We start from the raw sequence: 23,601 nt of genomic DNA, 5'->3' as shown, positions 1-23,601 counted from the left end.
GCCAAGGAAGCCAACACCATGAGCACTAGCGCAGCACAGCAAAAGAGCAAAGAGAACGGCGAATACAGCATTCTCGACAGCATCATCGCCGAAACCCGCCTGACGCCGGACGACGAAGCCTACGACATCGCCAAGCGCGGTGTGTCGGCCTTCATCGAAGAGCTGCTCAAGCCGCAGAACAACGGTGAGCCAGTCAAGAAGGCCATGGTTGACCGCATGATCGCCGAGATCGATGCCAAGCTCAGCCGCCAGATGGACGAAATCCTGCACCACCCTGACTTCCAGTCCCTGGAGTCGTCGTGGCGTGGTCTGCAGTTGCTGGTCGACCGCACCAACTTCCGCGAAAACATCAAGATCGAAATCCTCAACGTCTCCAAAGAAGACCTGCTGGACGATTTCGAAGATTCGCCGGAAGTGATGCAGGCTGGCCTGTACAAACACATCTACACCGCTGAATACGGTCAGTTCGGTGGTCAGCCGGTTGGCGCGATCATCGCCAACTACTTCATGTCCCCAAGCTCGCCGGACGTGAAACTGATGCAGTACGTGTCCAGCGTTGCCTGCATGTCCCACGCGCCGTTCATCGCCGCGGCCGGCCCGAAATTCTTCGGCCTGGAAAGCTTCACCGGTCTGCCGGACCTGAAGGATCTGAAAGATCACTTCGAAGGCCCGCAATTCGCCAAATGGCAGAGCTTCCGCCAGTCGGAAGACTCCCGTTACGTTGGCCTGACCGTGCCGCGTTTCCTGCTGCGTAACCCGTACGACCCGGAAGAAAACCCGGTCAAATCGTTCGTGTACAAAGAAACCGTCGCCAACAGCCACGAGCACTACCTGTGGGGCAACACTGCCTACGCGTTCGGCACCAAGCTGACCGACAGTTTCGCCAAATTCCGCTGGTGCCCGAACATCATCGGCCCGCAGAGCGGTGGCGCGGTTGAAGACCTGCCGTTGCACCACTTCGAAAGCATGGGCGAAATCGAAACCAAGATTCCTACCGAGGTTCTGGTTAGCGACCGTCGTGAATACGAACTGGCCGAGGAAGGCTTCATCTCCCTGACCATGCGCAAAGGCTCCGACAACGCGGCGTTCTTCTCCGCAAGCTCGGTGCAGAAGCCGAAGTTCTTCGGCATCAGCGCAGAAGGCAAGGCAGCAGAGCTGAACTACAAGCTCGGCACCCAACTGCCGTACATGATGATCGTCAACCGCCTGGCTCACTACTTGAAAGTGCTGCAGCGCGAGCAACTCGGTTCGTGGAAAGAACGCACCGACCTCGAGCTGGAACTGAACAAGTGGATCCGCCAGTACGTGGCCGACCAGGAAAACCCAAGTGCCGAAGTCCGTGGCCGTCGTCCACTGCGCGCTGCCCAGATCATCGTCAGCGATGTTGAAGGCGAGCCTGGCTGGTACCGCGTCAGCCTGAACGTGCGCCCGCACTTCAAGTACATGGGTGCCGATTTCACCCTGTCGCTGGTTGGCAAGCTGGACAAAGAGTAAACGGAGCTAACTCATGACTGGATACGGCAGCCTTTTCGAACGCCTGGGTGGCGACGCGGACAAACGCGTCGGCTGGAGCCGCGAGGTCTCCGCCATGGCGTCCGTGGCTGCCCATCTGGCCAAGATGCTCAGCACCCGTGCGGGCAGCGTGCAAACGCTGTCCGATTACGGGCTACCCGATCTCAATGACATGCGTCTGAGCCTGCACGACTCCCTGAGTCAGGCCCGTTTGGCCATCGAAAATTTCATCGAAGCCTACGAGCCACGCCTGAGCAATGTGCGTGTCATTTCCCTGCCGCGTGACCACGATCAGCTTCGCCTGTCCTTCAGCATCGAAGGCTTGCTGGAAGTTGATGGTTTCAAGCGTCAGGTCAGTTTCGCCGCGCGCCTGGATGGCAGCGGTCAAGTAAAGGTCAACTAAGGAGACTCCGATGTCCGGCAAACCCGCAGCACGCGTCACCGACCCCACCGCTTGCCCGCTCCCCGGTCACGGCACCAACCCGATTGTCGCCGGTTCCGGCGACGTGTTCTTCGACGGCCTCGCGGCCGCCCGCCAAGGCGATGCCTCGGCGTGTGGTGGTGCGATGGTTGGTGACCTTGCGACGACGGTTTTGATCAATGGAAAACCGGCCGCGACTGTGGGCTCGGTAGGGGCGCATGGGAACAAGGTTACGGCCGGGTCCGGGACGGTGATCATCGGGAATTCGCATTCGGCGGTGCCGTTTGTGGCGCCGTTGCCGGTGGACATCAAGTGGCCGTTTAACGAGCACTACGTGATCAATTGCCAGGACACCGGGAGGCCGTTGGCTGGAGTTGCATACAGTTTCAAAACAGCCACGGGAAAAATAATCAGTGGTGTCACAGGCGCCGACGGCAAGACGCAGAAAATCTCGTCATCGGAAGCTGAGCCCTATGAACTGATTATTGAGCAGCAATCTGAAGTTGTAATTGGATAATGTAAGTAAGGGGTTTTGAGATGGCGGATACAAAAATAGCTTCAAGTCTGACGCCGGCCAGTAATCAAGCTGGTAAGTCTGCAGCTGTTCGTCAATTTAAAATCACAGATATCCCTGATGCCATGGACAAGATGAAGTGGCCCATTGCTGCAAAACTAATGCAGCATTGGTTCAATGGTAAGCCATGGCCAACTGCTGACGGCGCGATGAGTAAAGAGGTTAAAGATCATATCGTTCTCCCTAAGGATCCTTATGTAGAGGACGCCATTGTAAAGATGGCGTGGCTGAATCAGTTCGAGCCGGCTAAAGCCGTTATTAAAGAGTTGAAGTCTGTTTGGAATAATCCTGCTGCACAGAAAAACATAAGCGATAAAATTAAGTCGAAATACCTTGGGAAAGCTCCTGGAGTTTATCCGTTCAAGTTTGATGGCAGTGCGAGAAAGGTAGAGGAGTTCGGGTACAGCAACAATCGGGCAGTTAAGTTTGGGCTGATAGAAAAAACCGATGAGCTTAGAGCAGCGCTAGCAAACTTTAACGTCCGTGTGTTTCCGGAGGGTAAGGTAATCATTTCTGTTGATAGTATTCAGCTCTTCGCTGATCGTATTGGGTTTTACGTTGAAGATGCTTACGACTTCAATGACGCACCGGATGACAATTTTAGTCAGCCACTGGGTTACTGGAATTTCGATGGTATAGCCAACCCTGCCTACGCAACGGCGGCGAATGCAGGTAAGGCGCAGATGACGTCGGATATGGCATCGAATCCGTTTTTAGATCCGCAAGATGTTCAGAAAATGTTCAAAGAATTAGATGAATCACGATATTTTTACATATCTAACTCTCATTTTGTGAAGTACCGGGCTGAGTTTGGCAAGGGCGGTGATTTTCAGGTGCTTTCTGATGTGCAGTATGAGTCTGTTCCGCTCACAATTATAAATGTTTGGAATAAGTGATGGGCAGCCATAGCTTCGTTGGACTTTTTATTTGTTTTGGTACTAAAAATGCGTATATTTAAGAGAAAGTTGGTTTGGTGGATCGGCTTTTTTTTGTTGGCGTCACTTGCGTTGCTTATTTATTGTGTTAACGCAATGCTAGGGTATCCCGCAAGCACAACTCAAGTTAGTCCTTCTGGCCGCTATGTAATGGAAAATGTGCGTGTCGGGAAAATCTTTATGTTGGGTGGCATGGCGTATTTAAGGGTGATTGATACACAGGAGCCAGAAAAAACCTACCGAACCCCACTGTATGATACTCAGTCGCTAGATATGCGCGCATTCGAAGATGAGGCAGAAGTCGGTATTACTTGGATATACTTCGATCGAAAAAACAAGACGTTCACCATTTCCATGCCGCAATGGGAAGAAAGCTGGCTGAATATATTCATCAGTAATACCCAATACAATGTATTGGAAAACTAATGCTTGGTCTAAGGAACGGCGATGCTCTGTGCATGTGCACAGATAGAAAACGCCTGTCCCTAACTTTGCTCGTCGTATTTCTGAGCTCCATTGGGCTGCTGGCGATTTTGGTTTTGTTTGCAGTGCTGTTGCGTATGGAACGGTCCGTCGCCCCAACCTTGATTGCTCATCCCAATGCGCTTTGGGTGGGTGGCGAGGATGGTGGGGTGTTTGTCGAAATAGCGAAGTCCGAGGCGCCGAATTATTACGTGCAGGTTCGTCATGAGAATGGCGAGATTTGGTCGGAGGGTTGGATTCGCTACGGCACGAAAGAGGGTTTTCCTCTGAGTGCCGCCGGTATTACAGGGTTTGATGGCGAACAACTTTATCTACACACCAGCACGACGATTGCGCCTGAAAAAGCGAGAGGTCGGTAGTCATGAATATCTACGTCCGCTTTGCCATGTGCCTGGCCTTCCATGCCGCTGGATGCATCGCCTACGTGTTCCTGAACGACGCTGTTGTCGTTGCCTATAAAGCGTTCAACGGCGGATTTACCACACGTGGCGTGGGTATCGGTATCGCTCATTACATGTTCATTTATATTTTTTTCGGGGTGAACCTGGTGGTCGCGCTGTTCCCGAACCTTTGGGGCAAGCTGGCCATCCTGGCGGCGATGGTCAGTTGGATTCTGTTCACCATGGTGCCGGACAACCCGCTGCGTGCGCTCTTCTACACCGTGGCTCAGGGCGGCGTGACATTGTTGGCGATTCTGGTAACGCAGGTCATTGAGTTGCGTTGGGAAAGACGCGCTCTGATTCGGCAAATGATGCCTGTGAAGCCTATCCAAGGGGCGGTTGCATGATCAGCGCAGGCCGCCGCCGACTGCTCGTCACAGCGTTGTGGATTCCGCTGGTCGTTCTCCTGCTGATGGTGTTGGGTGATCGGGTGAGCGAAAACTCCACAACTGTCATGTCGTTCGAAACATTTGGGCTGGTTTTCGGCATTCCGGCTTACATCATTTTTGCCCTGTCGGAAATGCGGCTTATGCGTGGCAAGAACGAGCAGCAGATCCTCAATCGAATCTGGCTTGGACCATTGGTGTTCATTCCGTTTTATGCAGCGCCATGGATGCTTTTCCGCGTGGCGAAGTGGTTCAGCGGTCACCCGAGCGGCGGGGCGATGATATTCGAGTGGGTGGCGTATGTTCCGACTCTTCTCGTCGTGGGCTACGTAGTGTCAGGTCTGACCGTCGCGCTTTACAGGACAGTTTTTTAATGAGATTCAACACCAGGCAGGTAACCCATGTCCTTTAACCACTACTACCAAAGCGAACTCACCGCACTTCGCCAGTTAGGTCGTCGATTCGCCGAGCGTAGCCCGGCGTTGGCGCCTTTCCTCGGGCAAGCCGGGCGAGATCCTGACGTGGAGCGGTTGTTGGAGGGCTTTGCGTTCCTTACCGGCCGCTTGCGTCAGAAGCTCGACGACGAGTTGCCCGAGCTCAGCCATTCGCTGATGCACCTGCTGTGGCCCAACTACATGCGCCCGCTGCCGGCGTTCAGTATTTTGCAGTTCGATCCGTTGAAGCGCTCGGGACCTGCGTTGATGGTCGAGCGCGACACGCCGGTTGAGAGTGTGCCGATCGATGACGTGCGTTGCCGTTTCCGTACCTGCTACCCGACCGAAGTTTTGCCGCTGGATCTGGCTGCACTGACGTATTCGGTGAAAGGCGACGGTTCGCTGTTGAGCCTGCGTCTGGAGATGAGCGCTGACGGTCACCTCGGTGAACTGGAGCTGAGTCGTCTGCGTCTGCACTTCGCCGGTGAGCGCTACATCAGCCAGATGCTTTACCTGAGCCTGTTGCGCAACCTGGAAGGCATCGAGCTGATCCCGCTGGACGGCGCCGGCAAGCCCATCAACGGCGTCAACGGCACGCCAATGGCCTTCAAGATGCCCGGCGACCGCGTGCAGCCGGTGGGTTTTGCCGAAGAAGAGGCGTTGATCCCGTATCCGCTGAACACCTTCCGTGGCTACCGCTACTTGCAGGAATATTTCGCCTTCCAGGACAAATTCCTGTTCGTCGATGTCAACGGTCTGGACCTGCTCAAAGCCCTGCCGGAAGACACGCTGAAGCAGATGCGCGGCCTCGAGTTGCGCTTCGATATTCGCAAGAGCGGCATCATGCGGATGCGTCCGACGCTGGACAACGTGAAGCTCTACTGCACGCCCATCGTCAACCTGTTCAAGCACGATGCGTTGCCGATCCGCCTCGATGGAAAACAGGACGAATACCTGCTGCTGCCAGCCGAATACGACCTGGAAAACTGCGGTGTGTTTTCGGTGGAAACCGTCACCGGCTGGAAGCCCGGCGGCCTCGGTTATCAGGAGTACGTGCCGTTCGAATCGTTCGAGCACGATCCAAGTTTCGACGTGCCCAACAGCCGTCCGCACTACAGCATCCGCCAGCGTTCGTCCTCGTTGCACGACGGTCTCGACACTTACCTGAGCTTCGGCATTCGCCACACCGAAGCCCATGAAACCCTGTCGATCGAGCTGATGTGCACCAACCAGAACCTGCCGCGCAAGCTCAAGCTCGGCGACATCTGCATGGCCTGCGAAGAGACGCCGGAGTTTCTCAGTTTCCGCAACATCACCCCGGCTACGCCCAGTTATGCGCCGCCGCTGAACCGTGACTTCCTCTGGAAGCTGATCAGCAACATGTCGCTTAACTATCTGTCGCTGGCGGACGTCAATGCGTTGAAGGTAATTCTCGAAACCTACGACTTGCCGCGCTACTACGACCAACACGCTGAAAAAGTCAGCAAGCGCCTACTGGGTGGGCTCAAGTCGATCAAACACCAACACGTCGACCGCTTGCACCGAGGGTTGCCGGTACGCGGGTTGCGCACCGAGCTGACCATCGACCCGGAAGGGTATATCGGTGAGGGCGACCTGTTCGTTTTCGCTTCAGTTCTTAACGAGTTTTTCGCGCTTTACGCCAGTCTCAATTCGTACCACGAGCTGCGGGTAAAAAGCACACAGGGAGAGGTGTACCAATGGACACCACGTATGGGTCTGCAACCCCTGCTTTAAGCGGGCTGACCCGGGTAATACGCGAGTACTCGCTGTTTCAGGCCGTGCTGCTGGTGGTTGACCGGCTGCGCGAGGCGCACCCGTACCTGAGCGAAGACGATCTGTATGACCAGCTGGAATTCCAGGCCAACCCGAGCCTGGGTTTCCCCGGCAGTGACGTCGATCGCGTGGAGTTTTTCGAAGAGCACGGGCAGATGCGTGCGCGTCTGCGTTTCAACCTGATCGGCCTGGTCGGTTCCGGTTCGCCGCTGCCGGCGTTCTACGGCGAACAGGCCTTGGGCGATAGCGAAGACGGTAACCCGACCCGCAACTTCCTCGACCTTTTCCACCATCGCCTGCAACGGCTGATGTTGCCTATCTGGAAAAAATACCGCTACCGCGCAAGCTTCCAGAGCGGCGCCCTCGACCCGTTTTCGTCGCAGTTGTTTGCGTTGATCGGCCTCGGTGGCGAAGAGATCCGCCGGGCCCAGGAACTGAACTGGAAACGCCTGCTGCCGTACCTCGGTTTGCTCAGCTTGCGGGCGCACTCGGCGGCGCTGATCGAAGCGGTGCTGCGTTACTACTTCAAGCACGCCGAGCTGACCATCGAGCAGTGCATCGAGCGCCGCGTCGAAATCCTCGACGAGCAGCGCAATCGCTTGGGCCGCGCCAACAGCCTGCTCGGCGAAGACCTGGTGCTGGGCGAACACGTGCGTGACCGCAGCGGCAAATTTCGCATTCACATCCGCGAACTCGACTGGCAACGCTTCCACGAATTCCTGCCGATCGGTTTCGGCTACCAACCGCTCTGCGCGTTGGTGCGGTTCACCCTGCGTGACCCGCTCGATTACGACATTCGCCTGGTGCTGCGCCAGGAAGAAATCCGCGAACTGCGCATCGGTGAGCAGAACGCCTGTCGCCTGGGATGGACCAGTTGGCTCGGCCGCGAAAAAGCGGACGGCGTGGTGACCCTGGGCAGCAAAATTCATTAAGGACAGATGACCTATGATCAACGTAGACCTGCAACAACTTATCCAGGCGCTGGACGCCGAAACCCGTCGTGACCTGGAAAGTTCGGCCGAACGCTGCGTCGCCCGTGGCGGCAGCAAGATCCTCGTCGAAGACTTGCTGCTGGGCTTGCTGGAGCGCCCGCAAGGCTTGCTCGCACGCGCGCTGCAAGACGCCGAAGTGGATGCCGGTGAGCTCAGCGCCGCGTTGCAATCGCGGGTCGAGCACAGCGCTTCGCGCAACCCGGTATTCGCCCCGGAACTGGTGCAGTGGCTGCAAGACGCGTTGCTGGTGGCCAACCTTGAACTGGGCCAAAGCCAGGTCGAACAAGCCGCGTTGATCCTCGCGCTGTTGCGCAACCCGATGCGCTACGCCGGCAGCCGCTACCAGTCATTGCTGGCCAAGCTGAACATCGAACGCCTGAAAGAATTCGCCCTGTCGCAGAAAGAACAACCGGCGACGGGCAAACCCGCTGTACCCGGCGAATCGCTGCTGCAGCGCTTCACCCACAACCTGACTCAACAGGCCCGCGACGGCAAACTCGACCCGGTGTTGTGCCGCGATGGCGCGATCCGTCAGATGGTCGACATCCTCGCCCGTCGCCGCAAGAACAACCCGATTGTGGTCGGTGAAGCCGGCGTCGGTAAAACCGCCATCGTCGAAGGCCTGGCCTCGCGCATCGCGGCTGGTGAAGTGCCGCAAGTCTTGAAAGGCGTCGAGCTGCTGTCGCTGGACATGGGCCTGTTGCAGGCGGGCGCCAGCGTCAAAGGTGAGTTCGAACGCCGCCTCAAAGGCGTGATCGACGAAGTCAAAGCCTCGCCGAAACCGATCATCCTGTTCATCGACGAAGCTCACACACTGATCGGCGCGGGCGGTAATGCCGGCGGTTCCGACGCGGCCAACCTGCTCAAGCCAGCCCTGGCCCGTGGCGAGTTACGCACCATCGCTGCGACCACCTGGGCGGAGTACAAAAAATACTTCGAAAAAGACCCGGCGCTGGCCCGTCGTTTCCAACCGGTGCAACTGCACGAACCGACCGTCAACGAAGCGGTGACCATCCTCCGTGGCCTGGCTCAGGTCTACGAGAAGAGCCACGGCATCTACCTGCGCGATGACGCGGTGGTTGCGGCGGCCGAGTTGTCCGCTCGCTATCTCGCGGGCCGTCAGCTACCGGACAAAGCCGTCGATGTACTCGATACCGCGTGCGCCCGTGTGCGCATCAGCCTCGCCGCTGCCCCGGAAAGCCTCGAGCGCCTGCGTGGCGAACTGGCTGAAGGTGGCCGTCAGCGCCAGGCCCTGCGCCGTGATGCCGAGGCCGGTCTGCTGATCGATCATGAAGCGCTGGACGCTTTGGAAGGTCGTCTGGCCGAAGCCGAAGATGAAATGGTCGCCCTCGAAGCGCTGTGGACCGAACAGAAAGAACTGGCAGAGCGCCTGCTGGACCTGCGTCAGCAATTGGCCAAGGCGCGCGAAGCCGCCGCCGTCGAGCCTACTGTTACGGTTGAAGAAGATGCCGAAGGCACCGTGATCGAAACGCTGCCGGTGGACGAAGCGCAAAGCGTCGAAACGCTGGAAAGCGCACTCAACGAAACTCACAAAGCCCTGACCGAGCTTCAGGTCAAAGAGCGTCTGGTGAGCTTCGAAGTCTGCCCACGTCTGGTCGCCGAAGTCATCAGCGCCTGGACCGGCGTGCCGCTGGCGCAACTGGCCCGTGAGCACAACGCCAAGGTCGCGAGCTTCGCCACCGACTTGCGCACGCGCATCCGTGGTCAGGAACAAGCCGTTCACGCACTGGACCGCTCGATGCGCGCCACCGCTGCCGGCCTGAACAAACCTGATGCGCCGGTCGGCGTGTTCCTGCTGGTCGGCCCGAGCGGCGTCGGCAAGACCGAAACTGCGCTGGCCCTGGCGGACTTGCTGTACGGCGGTGATCGTTTCATCACCACCATCAACATGTCCGAGTTCCAGGAGAAACACACCGTCTCGCGCCTGATCGGTGCGCCGCCGGGCTACGTCGGTTATGGCGAGGGCGGCATGCTCACCGAAGCCGTGCGCCAGAAACCGTACTCGGTGGTGCTGCTCGATGAAGTCGAGAAAGCCGACCCGGACGTGCTCAACCTGTTCTACCAAATCTTCGACAAAGGCGTGGCCAACGACGGCGAAGGGCGCGAGATCGACTTCCGCAACACGTTGATCCTGATGACCTCAAACCTGGGCAGCGACCGCATCGCCGAGCTCTGTGAAAACGGCGCGCGGCCGTCGGCCGAAGTACTCGAAGAAACCATCCGCCCGGTGCTGAGCAAACACTTCAAACCGGCGCTGCTGGCGCGCATGCGCGTGGTGCCTTACTACCCGGTGGGCGGCCCGGTGCTGCGCGAACTGATCGAAATCAAACTCGGTCGTTTGGGCGAGCGCCTGAACCGTCGTCAACTGGATTTCACTTACTCGCAAGACCTCGTCGATCACTTGGCCGAACGCTGCACCCAAAGCGACAGCGGCGCGCGCCTGATCGACCATTTGCTCGACCTGCACGTGCTGCCGCTGGTGGCCGACCGTTTGCTCGATGCGATGGCCACCGGCGAAAGCCTCAAGCGTGTCCATGCGACGCTCGACGGCAACGCCAGCGTGATGTGCGAGTTCGCCTGAGGTGGGTGTGATGTTCACCCAAGTGCCGCAACCGCTGGTCTATGCCGAAGCCTTGCTGGCGCAGTTCGCCAGCTTGTCGCGCGCGGCGGACGGTGCTGCGCTGCTGGGTGACTTCGTGCGCGGCTTGGCCGAGCTCAGCGGTTGTGAGTTGACGCAGCTGTACCTGCTGGACGCGACTCACACGTGCCTGGGGATGAACGCCGAATGCCTCAACGGCATCCTGCAACCCCGGGAATCGGCGAGCCTGCCGGCGGATTACAACGGTGAACAACTGCTGCAATTCGCCCTGTGCCAGAACCGCGTGGTGTGCCTCAGCGAGCTGAGCGGCAGCCTGCACGAAACCAGTTTCCTGCCGCCTCAGGCCATGCCTTGGCAGTCGCTGTTGTGTGTGCCGCTGGTCAATCAGCAGAAAGCCGTCGAAGGCTTGCTGCTGTGCGCCAGTCGCCGGCACATCGACCTGCAAGGCTTTGCCGATTCCCTTGGTCAACTCGGTTCGTTCGTGCTCGGCCAATTGCATTTGCTGCAACGTCTGCGTCAGCCAACCGTTGATGCGCGGCCAGTGAAGGCCAGCGTCCCGAGCGCCAGCGGCTACGGTTTGATCGGCAAGAGTTCGGCCATGCGCCAGACCTATTCGCTGATCAGCAAAGTCCTGCACAGCCCATATACCGTGCTGCTGCGCGGTGAAACCGGCACCGGCAAGGAAGTGGTGGCGCGGGCGATTCACGATTGCGGGCCGCGCCGTTCTCAGGCGTTCATCGTGCAGAACTGCGCGGCGTTCCCCGAGAACCTGCTGGAAAGCGAACTGTTCGGCTACCGCAAAGGTGCGTTCACCGGTGCTGATCGCGACCGTGCCGGGCTGTTCGATGCGGCCAACGGCGGCACCTTGCTGCTCGATGAAATCGGCGACATGCCGTTGTCCCTGCAGGCCAAGCTGTTGCGGGTTCTGCAGGAGGGCGAGATTCGCCCATTGGGTTCCAACGACACCCACAAGATCGACGTGCGCATCATCGCCGCGACTCACCGGGATTTGTCGGTGCTGGTCAGCGAAGGCAAATTCCGCGAGGACTTGTACTACCGCCTCGCGCAGTTCCCGATCGAGTTGCCGGCCCTGCGTCAGCGCGAAGGCGACATCCTCGACCTGGCCCGGCACTTCGCCGACAAGGCGTGCTCGTTCTTGCAGCGTGATGCGGTGTGCTGGTCCGATGCGGCGCTGGATCACCTGTCCGGTTACACCTTCCCCGGCAACGTGCGTGAACTCAAAGGCCTGGTCGAACGCGCGGTGCTGTTGTGCGAGGGCGGTGAGTTACTGGCCGAACATTTTTCCCTGCGCATGGAAGCCATGCCGGAAGACAGCAGTGGCCTGAACCTGCGCGAACGCCTGGAGCAGGTCGAGCGCAGTCTGTTGCTCGATTGCCTGCGCAAAAACGACGGCAACCAAACCCTTGCGGCCCGCGAACTTGGGCTGCCGCGCCGCACGCTGCTGTATCGCCTCGGGCGCCTGAATATCAACCTGGGTGATTTCGATGGCTAGGCAAACAACCGTCGACTTCACCTCATCCGCTTCCAATAGCGCCGCCCAAACGGGTCGGCGCTTTGTCCTTTGTCTACCCCTGGAGACCCTCTGATGTCTGTTCGTCACTGGCAAGCCGTCCTGCTGACCCTCGTCGTTCTATGCGGCCTCGGCGGCTGTAGCGGCAATTACAAATACAACGACAACACCTATCGCCCATTGGGTGATCCGCAGGCGGTCAATCGCGGCAAGTGACCGCAAGGAGTATCACCATGGAACTGGTTTTCGAAATGCTGAACACCAAGCAGTTCGTGCCCACGGATTTGTGCCAGAAGACCTTCAAACAGGCCGGTGGCGTGATCGGTCGGGGCGAGGATTGCGACTGGATCATCCCGGACCGCAAGCGTCACCTGTCCAACCACCACGCGTTGATCAGCTACCGCGAAGGCACGTTTTTCCTGACCGATACCAGCAGCAACGGTATCCAGGACAGCGAAAGCGGCGCGCGCCTGCGCAAGGGCGAAGCGATGCGCATCGAGCACGGCAGTGTCTACGTGCTGGGTGACTTCGAGATCCGTGCGCGGCTGGTGCGCGACCCGGCGACCTTCGACGTTGAAGTCGGCCGTCCGCAAGCGGCAGGCAGCATCATTCCGGACGATGCGTTTCTCGATCTCGACCCGCTCAACGCCCTCGATCAGCAAGAGCGCGTGTATTCGGAAATCGACGAACTGATCTCGCCGAGCACGACTATCGAGGACTCCCGTCAGCGCGCCGACTATGCGCGTATCGACATGGAAAGCCTGATGGTGCCGGAGCTGATCAACGCCCCGGCAGAGCCAGCCCCCGCACCACCGCCCAAAGCGGTCGAGCGTCAGAGCGAAGGTTTCTGGGAGCACTTCGGTGCTGCGTTGGGCGTGGACCTCAAAGGCCTCGACCACGACGCCCGAGAAGCCCTGGCGCTGAACGCTGCACGCCTGCTCAAGCAAAGCGTCGGCGGTTTGCAGCAGAGCCTGCGCACTCGCAGCGAACTGAAAAACGAACTGCGTCTGGCCCAGACCACCGTGCAAGGCACCCAAAAGAACCCGCTGAAATTTGCCGTCGATGCCGGCGAAGCGCTGGGCATTTTGTTGCAGCCGAACAAGCCGGGTCAGTTGCCGGCCGAGCAGGCGATCTCCCGTGCGTTCCGCGATTTGCAGGCGCATCAGGTGGCCTTGCTGACCGCCAGCCGCGCCGCCGTTCGCAGCACGCTGGAACACTTCTCGCCCCAGCAATTGACCCTGCGTTTCGAGCGCGACAACAAGCCGTTGCTCGCCACGTCCGGCAGTCGCTGGAGAGCTTACGGTCGTTATCACCAGGCCCTGCGTCAGGACGATGACTGGAGCGAGCGCCTGCTGGCCCGCGACTTCGCTCAGGCCTACGAAGAACAGATCCGCCTGATTTCCACCCTTCACACCGACCACCAAGGATGATGCGCATGTCTCGCTGCTCGACCGCTTTTTTCAAGACGCTGACGGCGTTCGCGGCCCTGGTGCTGCTGGCCGGCTGCTCGTCGCTGTCGCCGTATTCCCACGTCACCAAACTCAACCTGAAGCTGACCGCCAGCGATCAGCTGAACCCGGACCTCAACGGGCGTCCGTCGCCGATCGTTGTCCGTCTGTTCGAGCTTAAGCATCCGGTGACGTTCGAGAACGCTGATTTCTTCAGCCTGTACGAGCGCGCCAAGGAATCCCTGGCCCCGGACCTGGTGGCAAGCGAAGAAATTGAACTGCGTCCAGGTGAAACCGTGGAGATGAAACTCAGCGTGGAGGAGGGCAGTCGTTACGTCGGCATCCTCGCCGCCTACCGCGATCTGCCGGAAACCAAATGGCGCTACACGGTGCAAGTCACCCCGGTGGAAGTCACCGACGCTGATCTGACCCTCGACCAGGCCGGTATTCGCAACAGCAACGAAACGCTCGCCAAGGCGGATGACTGATCATGAATTCCCATAAAGTGATTTGGCAGGAAGGCATGCTGCTGCGCCCGCAGCACTTCCAGCACAACGATCGCTACTACGACCACCAGATGAAGACCCGCACGCAGTTGCTGGGCAGTTACACCTGGGGCTTCCTGAACCTGGACATCGACTTGCAGTTCCTCAACATGGGCAAACTGGTGATCAGCCAGGCCTCGGGGATTCTGCCGGACGGCAGCCTGTTCGAACTCGGCGGCAACACCGAACCGTTGGCCCTCGACGTGCCACCGAACACCGGTAACACGCCGATCTACCTGGCGCTGCCGCTGGTCACCGGTAACCACATCGAGTCGCGTCGTCCGGAGCAATCCGACGTGCTGGCGCGCTACACCGCGTACGAAGCGGAAGTCGCCGACTCCAACGCCGGCGACGATTCCGCCAGCCAGGTCAGCTGCGGCCGCCCGGACTTCAAACTGTTGCTCGGCGAGCAGCAGAGCGACCAGGCCTACGTGAAACTGAAGATCTGCGAAGTGCTCGACACCACGCCCGACGGCGTGATCAGCCTCGACCCGGACTTCGTGCCGACCTACATTCAGGCGCATTCGTCCAGCTACCTGCTGTCGTGCCTGAAAGAAGTGATCAGCATGCTCGGCCACCGGGGCGACACCATCGCCGAGCGGATCCGCTCCAACGGCAAAGTAGGCGGTGCGGAAGTCGGCGACTTCATGATGCTGCAACTGATCAACCGCACCGAACTGCTGCTGCGCCACTACCTCGGCCTGGAGCAGGTTCACCCGGAAGAGTTGTACCGCACGCTACTGACCATGCTCGGCGATCTGGCGACCTTCTCCAGCGACAGCAAACGCCCGCGCCTGGACAGCCGTTACCAGCACAGCGACCAGGGCGCGAGTTTCCGAAAATTGATGGAAGCGATTCGTCAGGTGCTGTCGATGGTGCTCGAACAGCACGCCATCGAACTGGTCCTGCAAGCGCGCCAGTACGGGATCATCGTCTCGCCGTTGCACGACCACAAACTGCTGGGCTCGGCCTCGTTCGTGCTCGCCGCCAGTGCCAACTGCGACTCCGAAGAACTGCGCCATCGCTTGCCCTCGCACCTCAAGGTCGGCCCGGTGGAGCGTATTCGCCAACTGGTCAACCTGCATCTGCCTGGCATCAAGGTCAAACCGTTGCCGGTGGCCCCGCGGCAGATCGCGTTCCACTCCAACAAAACCTATTTCATTCTCGAACTCAGTTCCGAAGACCTGGCACAACTCGAGCGCTCCGGCGGCTTCGCGTTCCACGTGTCCGGCGAATTCGCCGAGCTTGAACTGAAATTCTGGGCCATCAGGAACTGACCGACATGATCAAGGACATGGAACATACCCAGGACGATAAAACCGTCCTGCTCGACCGCCAGGGCCACGGCCCTGCTTCGAGCCCGCTGACAGATTTCGCCGCACCGCCGCGTTTCGAACAGCTCGAAGAACGGATGATCTACGCCGCACGCTTGCGCCCGGCTGAAGCGTTCAACATCAGCCTCAATTCGCTGGTCGCAGCCGCCTCCGACCTGTTGTCGGAAGTGGTGCGACTCAAGCACAGCGACACCCGCGAAGACATGTACGCGCTCAACGAGCGACTGACCGCCGGGCTGAAACTGTTTGAAGTGCGTGCGCTGCACAACGGCGCCGAAAGCAGCCAGGTGATGGCCGCGCGTTACGTGCTCTGCACCGTGGTCGACGAAGCCGTCGTGACCACGCCGTGGGGCAACGAAAGCGAGTGGTCGCAGATGAGCCTGCTCAGCAGCTTCCACAACGAAACCTTCGGCGGCGAGAAGTTCTTCCAACTGCTGGATCGCCTGTCGAAAAACCCGGTCAAGCACCTGCCGATGCTGGAGCTGATGTACCTGTGCCTGTCGCTGGGCTTCGAAGGCAAGTACCGGGTGCAAGCCCGCGGCATGCTCGAGCTCGAAGGCATCCGCGACGCCTTGTATCGCCAGATTCGCCAACTTCGCGGCGACGTGCCGCGCGAACTGTCGCCGCATTGGGAAGGCTTGAATGATCAGCGCCGCAGCCTGGTGCGCATCGTGCCAGCGTGGATGGTGGTGTTGTTCACCGTGGTTTGCCTGGTGGTGATGTATTCGGGCTTCGCCTGGGTACTGGGCGAGCAACGCGAAACCGTTCTGCAACCTTATCAGCAGCTAGATCCGGCCGCGGTCCAGCCGCAGTCGCAGCCGTAAACAGGGACGTGTGATGAAAAAGTTTTTCAAGAAAGTCGGCGCATTCTTGCGCCAGACCTGGGTCTGGACCTTGCTGCTGGTGCTGTTCGTCGCGCTGCTGGTGTGGTTCGTCGGGCCGCTGCTGGCGGTCAATGACTACAAGTTCTGGGAAGGTTCGACGTCCCGCCTGCTGACCATCAGTGTGCTGTTCCTGATCTGGGGCCTGACCATGGTCTTCGTCAGCTGGCGCGCTGGCGTACGCAAGAAAGCCATCGAAGACACCGAAGACGGCCAGGATCGAATCCGCCGTGAAGAGTTGATCGACGAAGAGCAGAAAGAGCTTCGCGTACGCTTCAAGGATGCGTTGAAAACTCTGAAGACCTCGAGCCTCTATCGCGGTCGCAGCGAACGCTGGCGCAGCGATTTGCCGTGGTACTTGCTGATCGGCCCGCAGGGCAGCGGCAAGACGAGTCTGCTGGACTTCTCGGGCCTTGAGTTTCCGATCAACAAGATCGACCGCAAACTGACCCGCGACACCCTCGGCACCCGTCATTGCGACTGGTATTTCGCCGACCACGGTGTGCTGATCGACACTGCCGGGCGTTACCTGACCCAGCCGGATGCCGAAGTCGATGGCAGCGCCTGGAGCACCTTGCTCGACCTGCTGCGCAAACGTCGCCGCAACCGTCCGTTGAACGGCGTGCTGGTGACCATCCCAGTAGAAACACTGCTGGGCGGCAGCGAGCAGGAGCTCGACACCCTGGCTCGCCAGGTGCGTGCGCGTCTGCAAGACGTGCATCAGAAACTGCACGTCGACGTGCCGATTTATCTGGTGTTGAGCAAGGCTGACAAGCTGCTCGGTTTCGACGAGTTCTTCGATCAACTGACCCGCGAAGAAAGCGATCAGGTGCTCGGTACCAGCTTCCGCAAAGAGCAGAGCGGTACTGACGTCGCCGTGCTGCGCGCCGAGTTTGAAGAGCTGCTGCGTCGCCTGAACAGCCAAGTGATCATGCGCATGCACCAGGAGCGCGACACCCAGCGCCGTGGCCGCATCCTCGACTTCCCGCATCAACTGGGGCAGATCGGCGAGCGCCTGTGCCTGTTCGTCGACATGGCGTTCACCGGCAACCGCTACCAGCGTGTCAGCCAGTTGCGCGGTTTCTACCTGACCAGCGCACCGCACCTGACTCAAGAAATGGACCAGACCACCGCCGGCATCGGCGCCAATCTGGGTCTGAACGCTGGCGTGCTGCCAACCTTGCGCAGCGGCCGTTCGCGCTTCATTCACCACTTGCTCAGCCGGGTTATTTTCCCCGAGGCCGATCTGGCCGGTCTGGACAAACGCGAACGCAGCCGCATCCATTGGGGCCAACGTGCCCTGTACGTGGGCGCTTTGGCGGCGCTGGCACTGTTCGGTATGCTGTGGGCGGGCGGATTCTCGGCCAACTACGAGCGTCTGGAAAACCTGCGTAACCTGGCTACCAACTGGACCCAGCAGCGCTCGGCCCTGACCGCGCGTGATGATTCCATGGCGGTGCTCAAGACCCTCGACACCCGCTACGCGGCGACTCAGGTCTTCCCGAAAAAAGGTGACGTGTCGTACCACGAACGTGGCGGCCTGTACCAAGGCGAAGAGGTCAATCCGGTGGTCAAGGAGGCCTACGAGCGGGAGCTTGAAGCGCAACTGCTGCCGAAGGTTGCGACCCTGCTGGAAGGGCAGATCCGCGCCAACATGAAGGACCGCGAACGCCTGCTCAACAGCCTGCGTGCGTACCTGATGCTGAACATGAAAGACCGTCGCGACGGCCCGTGGCTCAAGGATTGGGTTGCCACCGAATGGTCCCAGCGTTACGCCGGCAACACGTCGGTGCAGAACGGTTTGAACACGCACTTCGAGCGTTTGCTGAAGCAGCCGTTTAACTACCCGCTGAACGATCAACTGGTGGCCCAGGCACGTCAGGTGTTGCGCAGCGAGTCGCTGGCCAACGTGGTTTACCGGATGCTGCGCGAGCAGGCCCGCAACCTGCCCGAATATCGCCTCAGCCAACACTTGGGCCCACAAGGTGCGCTGTTTGTCGGCACCGAATACGTGATCCCGGGTTTCTACACCCAACAGGGTTATCAGCAGTACTTCTCGGTTCAGGGCTCTGCGCTGGTCACCGATATCCTGCGCGACAACTGGGTGCTGGGCGAAGGCTCGGGCATCAGCGGCATGGACTTGCGTCGCCTGATGGTCGAACTGGAGCAACTGTACTTCCGCGACTACGCCAACTTCTGGAGCGAAGCGGTCGGCCAGGTTGCCTTGCCACCGATCAACGACGCTGGTGAAGGCGCCGAGCAATTGGCAGGCCTGACGTCCGCTAATTCGCCTGTGCTGCAATTGCTGGTGGAAGTGCGCGAAAACACCCGTTTCCCGGTGATCGCGGACACCGCGGATGAAGCTGCCGAGGCGGCTGAAAAACTGGGCGAGAAGGGCGGCAAGCTCGGCAAACTGGCCGCTGCTGCAGCGGACAAGGCGTCGGACATGGCCAAGAACCTGCCCGACACCGCGAAGAAATCCCTGCAACGGCGCTTCGAACCGCTGCACCGTTTGCTGGATGACAACAACGGCCCGGCCGCTGATTTGACCCCGGCCCTGACGGCGCTCAACGACCTGCAACTGCAACTGGCGAGCCTCGCTCGTGCCAGTGCGCCGGAACAGGCTGCGTTCGAAATGGCCAAGACCCGCATGAGCGGCCAGCGTGATGCGCTGAGCAACTTGCGCAATGCCTCGAACCGTCTGCCGCGTCCGGTCAGCGTGTGGTTCAACGTACTGGCTGAAGACACCTGGCGTCTGGTGCTGAACGATTCCTACCAGTACCTGAACCAGCGTTATCAGACCGAGCTGTACAGCTTCTACGGCAAGGCGATCAACAAGCGTTACCCGTTCAGCGCCCACAGCACCAGCGACGTTGCGATCAGCGACTTCCGCGAGTTCTTCAAGGCGCAGGGCATCAACGATCGCTTCTTTGAAACCTACATGCGTCCGTTCGTGAGTGGCGATCCAGGCAACTACCGTCTGCGCAGTATCGACGGTCACAGCATGCCGATCTCCAAGGTCTACCTCGACCAGATGGCCGCGGCACAAGTGATTCGCCAGAGCTTCTTCTCGATCAACCCGGCCGAGCCACAAGTGCAGTTCAAACTGGAGCCGTACACCCTCGACCCGGCCGTCAGCCGTTCCGAGTTCAAGTTTGGCGACAAGACCATCGAATACCGCCACGGCCCGATCGTGCCGGTGTCGTTCAAATGGCCGACCGATGCTGAAGACGGTCGCACCAGCCTGGTCCTCGACAAAATGGCCGGCCGCCCGATCGGCATCGAGAAAAACACCGGCCCATGGTCGCTGTTCCGTCTGTTCGACCTGATGCAGACCGAGTACCTGAGCGGTCGCGATGTGCTGGTGCTCAAAGCTGACGTAGGAGGCCTGCGCGCCAACTACCTGCTTAGCAGCCAGCGCACACCGAACCCGTTCGACATGGGTGTGCTGCGTACCTTCCGTATGCCGGTGCAGCTCTGATGCTGGTTGCCAGTCCCTGGCGCAGCGCTGCGCGTACCGATCCGGGCAAGGTTCGGGCGCGTAACGAAGATGCTTTCCTCGACTGCCCACAGCAGGGGCTGTGGGTGGTCGCGGATGGCATGGGCGGTCATCAGGGTGGCGACATCGCCAGCCAGTTGATCGTCGCCAGCCTGGCGGAATTGCCGGTGCAGGACGACTTCGACGAGCGACTCAAAGGCATACGCCAGTGCCTGCACTGGCTCAACCGCCGCTTGGGTCAGGAGTTGACCGTCACGGCCGGGCGCCACGACAGCATCATGGGCAGCACCGTGGTGGCGCTGCTCGTAGAAGGTAATCGCGCGGCCTGCATCTGGGCCGGCGACAGCCGTTGCTACCTGTGGCGTGGCCAGCGTTTGTATCAGCTGTCCAAGGACCATTCGCTGCAACAGCAACTCATCGACGAGCAACAGATGAGCATCGAGGACGCTCGTGCGCATCCTTCGGCCCATGCCCTGACCCGTGCGGTTGGGGCAGCCGATGTGCTGACGCTGGACGTGCTCGAACTCGAGGTTTACCCCGGCGATACGTTTCTGTTGTGCAGCGATGGCTTGTACCAGGGGCTGAGCACCGATGCCTTGGGCAACGCCCTGAGCCTGACCGCGCCGCACGTTGCGCTGGAGCGTCTGTTCGACGGCGCTCTGCGTGGCTCGGCCCGGGACAATCTGACTGCCGTGGTGATCCGAAAATGACTGAACTCATGCCGCCGCTCGACGACCTGCTGGTGACTGACGAGGAAGCCAATAACCTGACTTACTTCGCGTTCGCCAAATCACACAAGGCTGAACCCGCGCTGGCGCCGACCAAGGCCAGCGTCGGCGAAATGCCCGACGTACTCGCAGGCCGTTACCGCATCGAGCGCCTGCTCGGTGCCGGCGGCATGGGCGCGGTTTACCGCGCACGGGATCTGCTGAGCGAGCAGTTCGGCGACCCCGACCCTTACATCGCGCTGAAAATCCTCAGCGAAGAATTTGCCGAATCGCCGGACGCCAGTGCCTTGCTCTACAGCGAGTTCGCCCTGACCCGACGCCTGCGCCACGACAACGTGCTGCGTTTGCACAGCTTTGAAGTGGACACCGATTGCCAGCGCGCCTTCATCACCATGGAACTCATGCGTGGGCTGACCCTGGACAAATTACTCTGCGAGCGGCCACTGGGCCTGCCGTGGAAAGAACTGCGCGACATCGCGCTGCCGCTGCTCGACGCGCTGGCCTTCGCCCACGCTCGCGGCGTGCTGCACGGTGACATGAAACCGAGCAACGTCATGCTCAGCGAAGAAGGCGTGCGCCTGTACGACTTCGGTCTGGGCCAGGCCGAGGAGGGCATCTTGCCCGGCCTGCCACACCTGAGCCGCAACCGCTTCAACGCCTGGACCCCCGGCTACGCCGCCCCCGAACTGCTCGAAGGCCAACCGCTGTCGGCCAGTGCGGATGTCTACGGCGTGGCCTGCGTGCTCTACGAATTGGCGGGCGGCAAACACCCGTTCCGCCGCTTGCCCTCGACCGAAGCCCGCGACGGCCACCTCGAACGCGAGCTGCACGCCCCCAGGAATTTACCGAAACACTGCTGGCCAGCCCTGCGAACGGCGCTGGCTTTCGATGCGGCCAAACGCACCATCACCGCCGCACAACTGCGTGACGCCTTGGGCGCCACTTCGTCTTTGCTGCAGCGCCTGCGACTGCGGGCGTAACGGATGACTACCGAACAGGGAGCAAGCAATGTTCAACCCAGCTAACGAAACCCACTTCAGCCTGACCGTTGAAGACTACGTCGGCGACCTGCAAGTGCTGTCGTTCACCGGCACCGAAGGCATTAGCCAGCCGTATCGCTTCGACCTGGAACTGGTCAGCGAAAACCCCGATCTGGACCTGGAAAAGCTTCTGCACAAACAGGCGTTCCTGGCGTTCGATCCACAGGGTTCCGGCATCCACGGCCAGATCTACCGCGTCGCCCAAGGCGATGCCGGCAAACGCCTGACCCGCTACAAAATCTCGCTGGTGCCGCACCTGCAATACCTGCACCACCGCACCAACCAGCGCATCTACCAGCAGATGTCCGCGCCGAAAATCATCGCGCTGATCCTCGATGAACACGGGATCAAGGGCAACGCCTACAAATTCCAGTTAAGCCAACCCTGCCCGGACCGCGACTACTGCGTGCAGTACGACGAAACCGACCTGCATTTCGTCCAGCGCCTGTGCGAAGAAGAAGGCATTCACTACCACTTCCAGCACAGCGAAAAAGCCCACCTGCTGGTGTTCGGCGACGACCAGACCGTGTTCCCCAAACTCGGCCAGCCAACGGCGTACGTGCAAGGCAGCGGCATGGTCGCCGATGAGCCGGTGATCAAAGGCTTCAAGCTGCGCCTGGAAACCCGCACCGGCCGCGTCACCCGCCGCGACTACGACTTCGAAAAACCACGCCTGCAACTCGAGTCCGCCTACAAACCCGAGGCGCAAAGCGACGCGCCGGACCTCGAAGACTACGACTACCCCGGCCGCTTCATCGACCGTGCGCGCGGTAAATTCCTCAGCCAACGCGCCCTCGAACGCCACCGCGCCGACTACCGCCAGGCCGAAGGCAAAAGCGATCAGACCACCCTGGTCAGCGGCCACTTCCTGGAAATGTCCGACCACCCGCGCACCGAGTGGAACGACCTCTGGCTGCTCACCGAAATCTTCCACGAAGGCAAACAGCCGCAAGTCCTCGAAGAGTCCGTGACCAGCGACACCACCGACCACAAGGACGACTTCCACCAGGGCTACCGCAACCGCTTCCTCGCCACCCCGTGGGACGTCTTCTACCGCCCCGCGCTGGAACACCCAAAGCCCCGCGTCCTCGGCAGTCAGACCGCCATGGTCACCGGCCCCAAAGGCGAAGAAATCCACTGCGACCAGTACGGCCGAATCAAAGTGCAATTCCACTGGGACCGTGAAGGGTTGGCTGATGATAAAACCAGCTGCTGGATGCGTGTATCGAGCAGCTGGGCCGGCGACCGCTATGGCGCCATCGCCATTCCGCGGATCGGCATGGAAGTGTTGGTGACCTTCCTCGAAGGCGATCCTGATCAGCCGTTGGTAACCGGTTGCCTGTACCACAAGGAAAACCTCGTCCCCTACGACCTGCCGGCGAACAAGACCCGCACCGTATTCAAAACCCTCAGCTCACCGGGGGGCGGTGGGTTCAATGAACTGCGGATTGAGGACAAGAAAGGGGCGGAGCAGATATTCATTCATGCCCAGCGGGATTGGGATGAAAACGTTGAGCATGATCAGAAGATTCGGGTCGGCAATGAGCGGCACGACACCGTGGAGAAGAACACCTACACCGAGCTGAAGGCGGAAGAGCATCGCACCACGATTGCGGATCGCAAGACTGAAGCGCGGATGGATGATCACCTGACGATTGGGCAGAACCAGCATGTGAAGCTGGGGACTGCGCAGCTGACTAGCGTTGGGAAAGAGATTCATCTGAAGGCTGGGGACAAGATTGTTATTGAGGCTGGTATGGAGCTCACCGTGAAGGCGGGTGGGAGCTTTATCAAACTCGATGCTGGCGGGATTACGGTTGTTGGGCCGGTGGTGAAGATTAATGCCGGTGGGTCTGCTGGGAGTGGGACGGGGATTGGGATTAAACCGCCGGTGCTGCCGGGGGCTGCGGATAAGGATAAGGCGGGGAGTTTGATGGATCAGGCGTTGATGAATGCGCCGGAAGAGCCGAAACCAAAAACAAAGTACCTGTTATCGCTGTGACG

21 protein-coding genes are annotated in these 23,601 nt (G+C 59.9%); all 21 read left to right on the top strand.

Features of this window, described 5'->3' with window-relative positions:
* Nucleotides 1-18: 18 nt before the first annotated feature.
* Entirely contained in the window at nucleotides 19-1,494 is a 1,476-nt protein-coding gene (gene tssC, locus QFW87_RS29105; RefSeq protein ID WP_283182227.1) for a type VI secretion system contractile sheath large subunit, read from the top strand.
* 13 nt (nucleotides 1,495-1,507) lie between these two features.
* Nucleotides 1,508-1,915 carry a type VI secretion system baseplate subunit TssE gene (tssE, locus tag QFW87_RS29100; RefSeq protein WP_008150080.1) on the top strand — a complete coding sequence of 136 codons (408 nt, stop codon included), beginning with the start codon at nucleotides 1,508-1,510 and terminating at the stop codon, nucleotides 1,913-1,915.
* 10 nt (nucleotides 1,916-1,925) lie between these two features.
* Nucleotides 1,926-2,450 carry a PAAR domain-containing protein gene (locus tag QFW87_RS29095; protein WP_283189458.1) on the top strand — a complete coding sequence of 175 codons (525 nt, stop codon included), beginning with the start codon at nucleotides 1,926-1,928 and terminating at the stop codon, nucleotides 2,448-2,450.
* 20 nt (nucleotides 2,451-2,470) lie between these two features.
* Nucleotides 2,471-3,403 (top strand): DUF6402 family protein, encoded by a 933-nt coding sequence (locus tag QFW87_RS29090; protein ID WP_283189457.1) that lies wholly within the window; start codon nucleotides 2,471-2,473, stop codon nucleotides 3,401-3,403.
* Nucleotides 3,404-3,451: 48 nt separating this feature from the next.
* Nucleotides 3,452-3,868 carry a hypothetical protein gene (locus tag QFW87_RS29085; protein ID WP_283189456.1) on the top strand — a complete coding sequence of 139 codons (417 nt, stop codon included), beginning with the start codon at nucleotides 3,452-3,454 and terminating at the stop codon, nucleotides 3,866-3,868.
* A complete protein-coding gene (locus tag QFW87_RS29080; protein ID WP_283189455.1) occupies nucleotides 3,868-4,284 on the top strand; it encodes a hypothetical protein in 417 nt (138 codons plus the stop codon). The genes QFW87_RS29085 and QFW87_RS29080 overlap by 1 nt, the downstream gene beginning before the upstream one ends.
* Before the next feature lie 2 nt (nucleotides 4,285-4,286).
* Nucleotides 4,287-4,712 (top strand): hypothetical protein, encoded by a 426-nt coding sequence (locus QFW87_RS29075; RefSeq protein WP_283189454.1) that lies wholly within the window; start codon nucleotides 4,287-4,289, stop codon nucleotides 4,710-4,712.
* Nucleotides 4,709-5,125, top strand: a complete 417-nt coding sequence (locus QFW87_RS29070) for a hypothetical protein (RefSeq protein WP_283189453.1) — start codon at nucleotides 4,709-4,711, stop codon at nucleotides 5,123-5,125. The genes QFW87_RS29075 and QFW87_RS29070 overlap by 4 nt, the downstream gene beginning before the upstream one ends.
* A 27-nt stretch (nucleotides 5,126-5,152) precedes the next feature.
* Complete coding sequence (gene tssF / locus QFW87_RS29065) at nucleotides 5,153-6,940, top strand: type VI secretion system baseplate subunit TssF (protein ID WP_283189452.1); 1,788 nt, start codon at nucleotides 5,153-5,155, stop codon at nucleotides 6,938-6,940.
* Complete coding sequence (gene tssG, locus QFW87_RS29060) at nucleotides 6,904-7,911, top strand: type VI secretion system baseplate subunit TssG (RefSeq protein ID WP_033059313.1); 1,008 nt, start codon at nucleotides 6,904-6,906, stop codon at nucleotides 7,909-7,911. Before tssF ends, tssG begins: the two co-directional genes overlap by 37 nt.
* Before the next feature lie 13 nt (nucleotides 7,912-7,924).
* Nucleotides 7,925-10,573 (top strand): type VI secretion system ATPase TssH, encoded by a 2,649-nt coding sequence (gene tssH / locus QFW87_RS29055; RefSeq protein WP_283189451.1) that lies wholly within the window; start codon nucleotides 7,925-7,927, stop codon nucleotides 10,571-10,573.
* 10 nt (nucleotides 10,574-10,583) lie between these two features.
* On the top strand, nucleotides 10,584-12,104 hold the full coding sequence (locus tag QFW87_RS29050; RefSeq protein ID WP_283182215.1) for a sigma 54-interacting transcriptional regulator: 1,521 nt from the start codon (nucleotides 10,584-10,586) through the stop codon (nucleotides 12,102-12,104).
* 93 nt (nucleotides 12,105-12,197) lie between these two features.
* On the top strand, nucleotides 12,198-12,338 hold the full coding sequence (locus tag QFW87_RS29045; protein WP_008150087.1) for a hypothetical protein: 141 nt from the start codon (nucleotides 12,198-12,200) through the stop codon (nucleotides 12,336-12,338).
* A 17-nt stretch (nucleotides 12,339-12,355) separates the two neighbouring features.
* A complete protein-coding gene (gene tagH, locus QFW87_RS29040) occupies nucleotides 12,356-13,552 on the top strand; it encodes a type VI secretion system-associated FHA domain protein TagH (RefSeq protein WP_283189450.1) in 1,197 nt (398 codons plus the stop codon).
* A 5-nt stretch (nucleotides 13,553-13,557) separates the two neighbouring features.
* Complete coding sequence (gene tssJ / locus QFW87_RS29035) at nucleotides 13,558-14,058, top strand: type VI secretion system lipoprotein TssJ (protein ID WP_008150089.1); 501 nt, start codon at nucleotides 13,558-13,560, stop codon at nucleotides 14,056-14,058.
* Nucleotides 14,059-14,060: 2 nt separating this feature from the next.
* Nucleotides 14,061-15,392, top strand: a complete 1,332-nt coding sequence (tssK, locus tag QFW87_RS29030) for a type VI secretion system baseplate subunit TssK (RefSeq protein ID WP_283189449.1) — start codon at nucleotides 14,061-14,063, stop codon at nucleotides 15,390-15,392.
* A gap of 5 nt (nucleotides 15,393-15,397) precedes the next feature.
* On the top strand, nucleotides 15,398-16,273 hold the full coding sequence (icmH, locus tag QFW87_RS29025; RefSeq protein ID WP_046045023.1) for a type IVB secretion system protein IcmH/DotU: 876 nt from the start codon (nucleotides 15,398-15,400) through the stop codon (nucleotides 16,271-16,273).
* A gap of 13 nt (nucleotides 16,274-16,286) precedes the next feature.
* Entirely contained in the window at nucleotides 16,287-19,811 is a 3,525-nt protein-coding gene (gene tssM, locus QFW87_RS29020) for a type VI secretion system membrane subunit TssM (protein WP_283189448.1), read from the top strand.
* The gene (locus QFW87_RS29015; protein WP_046045025.1) at nucleotides 19,811-20,539 is read left to right on the top strand and encodes a PP2C family serine/threonine-protein phosphatase; all 729 of its coding nucleotides are present in this window, start codon (nucleotides 19,811-19,813) and stop codon (nucleotides 20,537-20,539) included. Before tssM ends, QFW87_RS29015 begins: the two co-directional genes overlap by 1 nt.
* Nucleotides 20,536-21,537 carry a serine/threonine-protein kinase gene (locus tag QFW87_RS29010; RefSeq protein ID WP_283189447.1) on the top strand — a complete coding sequence of 334 codons (1,002 nt, stop codon included), beginning with the start codon at nucleotides 20,536-20,538 and terminating at the stop codon, nucleotides 21,535-21,537. The genes QFW87_RS29015 and QFW87_RS29010 overlap by 4 nt, the downstream gene beginning before the upstream one ends.
* A gap of 28 nt (nucleotides 21,538-21,565) precedes the next feature.
* Nucleotides 21,566-23,599, top strand: coding sequence for a type VI secretion system tip protein TssI/VgrG (gene tssI / locus QFW87_RS29005; RefSeq protein WP_283189446.1), 2,034 nt, complete (start codon nucleotides 21,566-21,568; stop codon nucleotides 23,597-23,599).
* Nucleotides 23,600-23,601 lie beyond the last annotated feature (2 nt).

It is taken from the genome of Pseudomonas sp. PMCC200344, from assembly GCF_030053095.1.
GTDB classification, from domain to species: domain Bacteria; phylum Pseudomonadota; class Gammaproteobacteria; order Pseudomonadales; family Pseudomonadaceae; genus Aquipseudomonas; species Aquipseudomonas svalbardensis.
The sequence above is the reverse complement of the archived record's forward strand: the minus strand, read 5'-3'. Positions and strand labels throughout refer to the sequence as shown.

Bases quoted from the DNA above. Each gene is read 5' to 3' on its own strand.
- tssC (WP_283182227.1), top strand. From the start codon at position 19: ATGAGCACTAGCGCAGCACAGCAAAAGAGCAAAGAGAACGGCGAATAC.
- tssK (WP_283189449.1), top strand. From the start codon at position 14,061: ATGAATTCCCATAAAGTGATTTGGCAGGAAGGCATGCTGCTGCGCCCG.
- tssJ (WP_008150089.1), top strand. From the start codon at position 13,558: ATGTCTCGCTGCTCGACCGCTTTTTTCAAGACGCTGACGGCGTTCGCG.
- tssG (WP_033059313.1), top strand. From the start codon at position 6,904: ATGGACACCACGTATGGGTCTGCAACCCCTGCTTTAAGCGGGCTGACC.
- tssI (WP_283189446.1), top strand. From the start codon at position 21,566: ATGTTCAACCCAGCTAACGAAACCCACTTCAGCCTGACCGTTGAAGAC.
- QFW87_RS29080 (WP_283189455.1), top strand. From the start codon at position 3,868: ATGCTTGGTCTAAGGAACGGCGATGCTCTGTGCATGTGCACAGATAGA.
- icmH (WP_046045023.1), top strand. From the start codon at position 15,398: ATGATCAAGGACATGGAACATACCCAGGACGATAAAACCGTCCTGCTC.
- QFW87_RS29075 (WP_283189454.1), top strand. From the start codon at position 4,287: ATGAATATCTACGTCCGCTTTGCCATGTGCCTGGCCTTCCATGCCGCT.
- QFW87_RS29015 (WP_046045025.1), top strand. From the start codon at position 19,811: ATGCTGGTTGCCAGTCCCTGGCGCAGCGCTGCGCGTACCGATCCGGGC.
- QFW87_RS29045 (WP_008150087.1), top strand. From the start codon at position 12,198: ATGTCTGTTCGTCACTGGCAAGCCGTCCTGCTGACCCTCGTCGTTCTA.
- QFW87_RS29050 (WP_283182215.1), top strand. From the start codon at position 10,584: ATGTTCACCCAAGTGCCGCAACCGCTGGTCTATGCCGAAGCCTTGCTG.
- QFW87_RS29010 (WP_283189447.1), top strand. From the start codon at position 20,536: ATGACTGAACTCATGCCGCCGCTCGACGACCTGCTGGTGACTGACGAG.
- tagH (WP_283189450.1), top strand. From the start codon at position 12,356: ATGGAACTGGTTTTCGAAATGCTGAACACCAAGCAGTTCGTGCCCACG.
- QFW87_RS29095 (WP_283189458.1), top strand. From the start codon at position 1,926: ATGTCCGGCAAACCCGCAGCACGCGTCACCGACCCCACCGCTTGCCCG.
- QFW87_RS29090 (WP_283189457.1), top strand. From the start codon at position 2,471: ATGGCGGATACAAAAATAGCTTCAAGTCTGACGCCGGCCAGTAATCAA.
- tssM (WP_283189448.1), top strand. From the start codon at position 16,287: ATGAAAAAGTTTTTCAAGAAAGTCGGCGCATTCTTGCGCCAGACCTGG.
- tssE (WP_008150080.1), top strand. From the start codon at position 1,508: ATGACTGGATACGGCAGCCTTTTCGAACGCCTGGGTGGCGACGCGGAC.
- QFW87_RS29085 (WP_283189456.1), top strand. From the start codon at position 3,452: ATGCGTATATTTAAGAGAAAGTTGGTTTGGTGGATCGGCTTTTTTTTG.
- QFW87_RS29070 (WP_283189453.1), top strand. From the start codon at position 4,709: ATGATCAGCGCAGGCCGCCGCCGACTGCTCGTCACAGCGTTGTGGATT.
- tssH (WP_283189451.1), top strand. From the start codon at position 7,925: ATGATCAACGTAGACCTGCAACAACTTATCCAGGCGCTGGACGCCGAA.
- tssF (WP_283189452.1), top strand. From the start codon at position 5,153: ATGTCCTTTAACCACTACTACCAAAGCGAACTCACCGCACTTCGCCAG.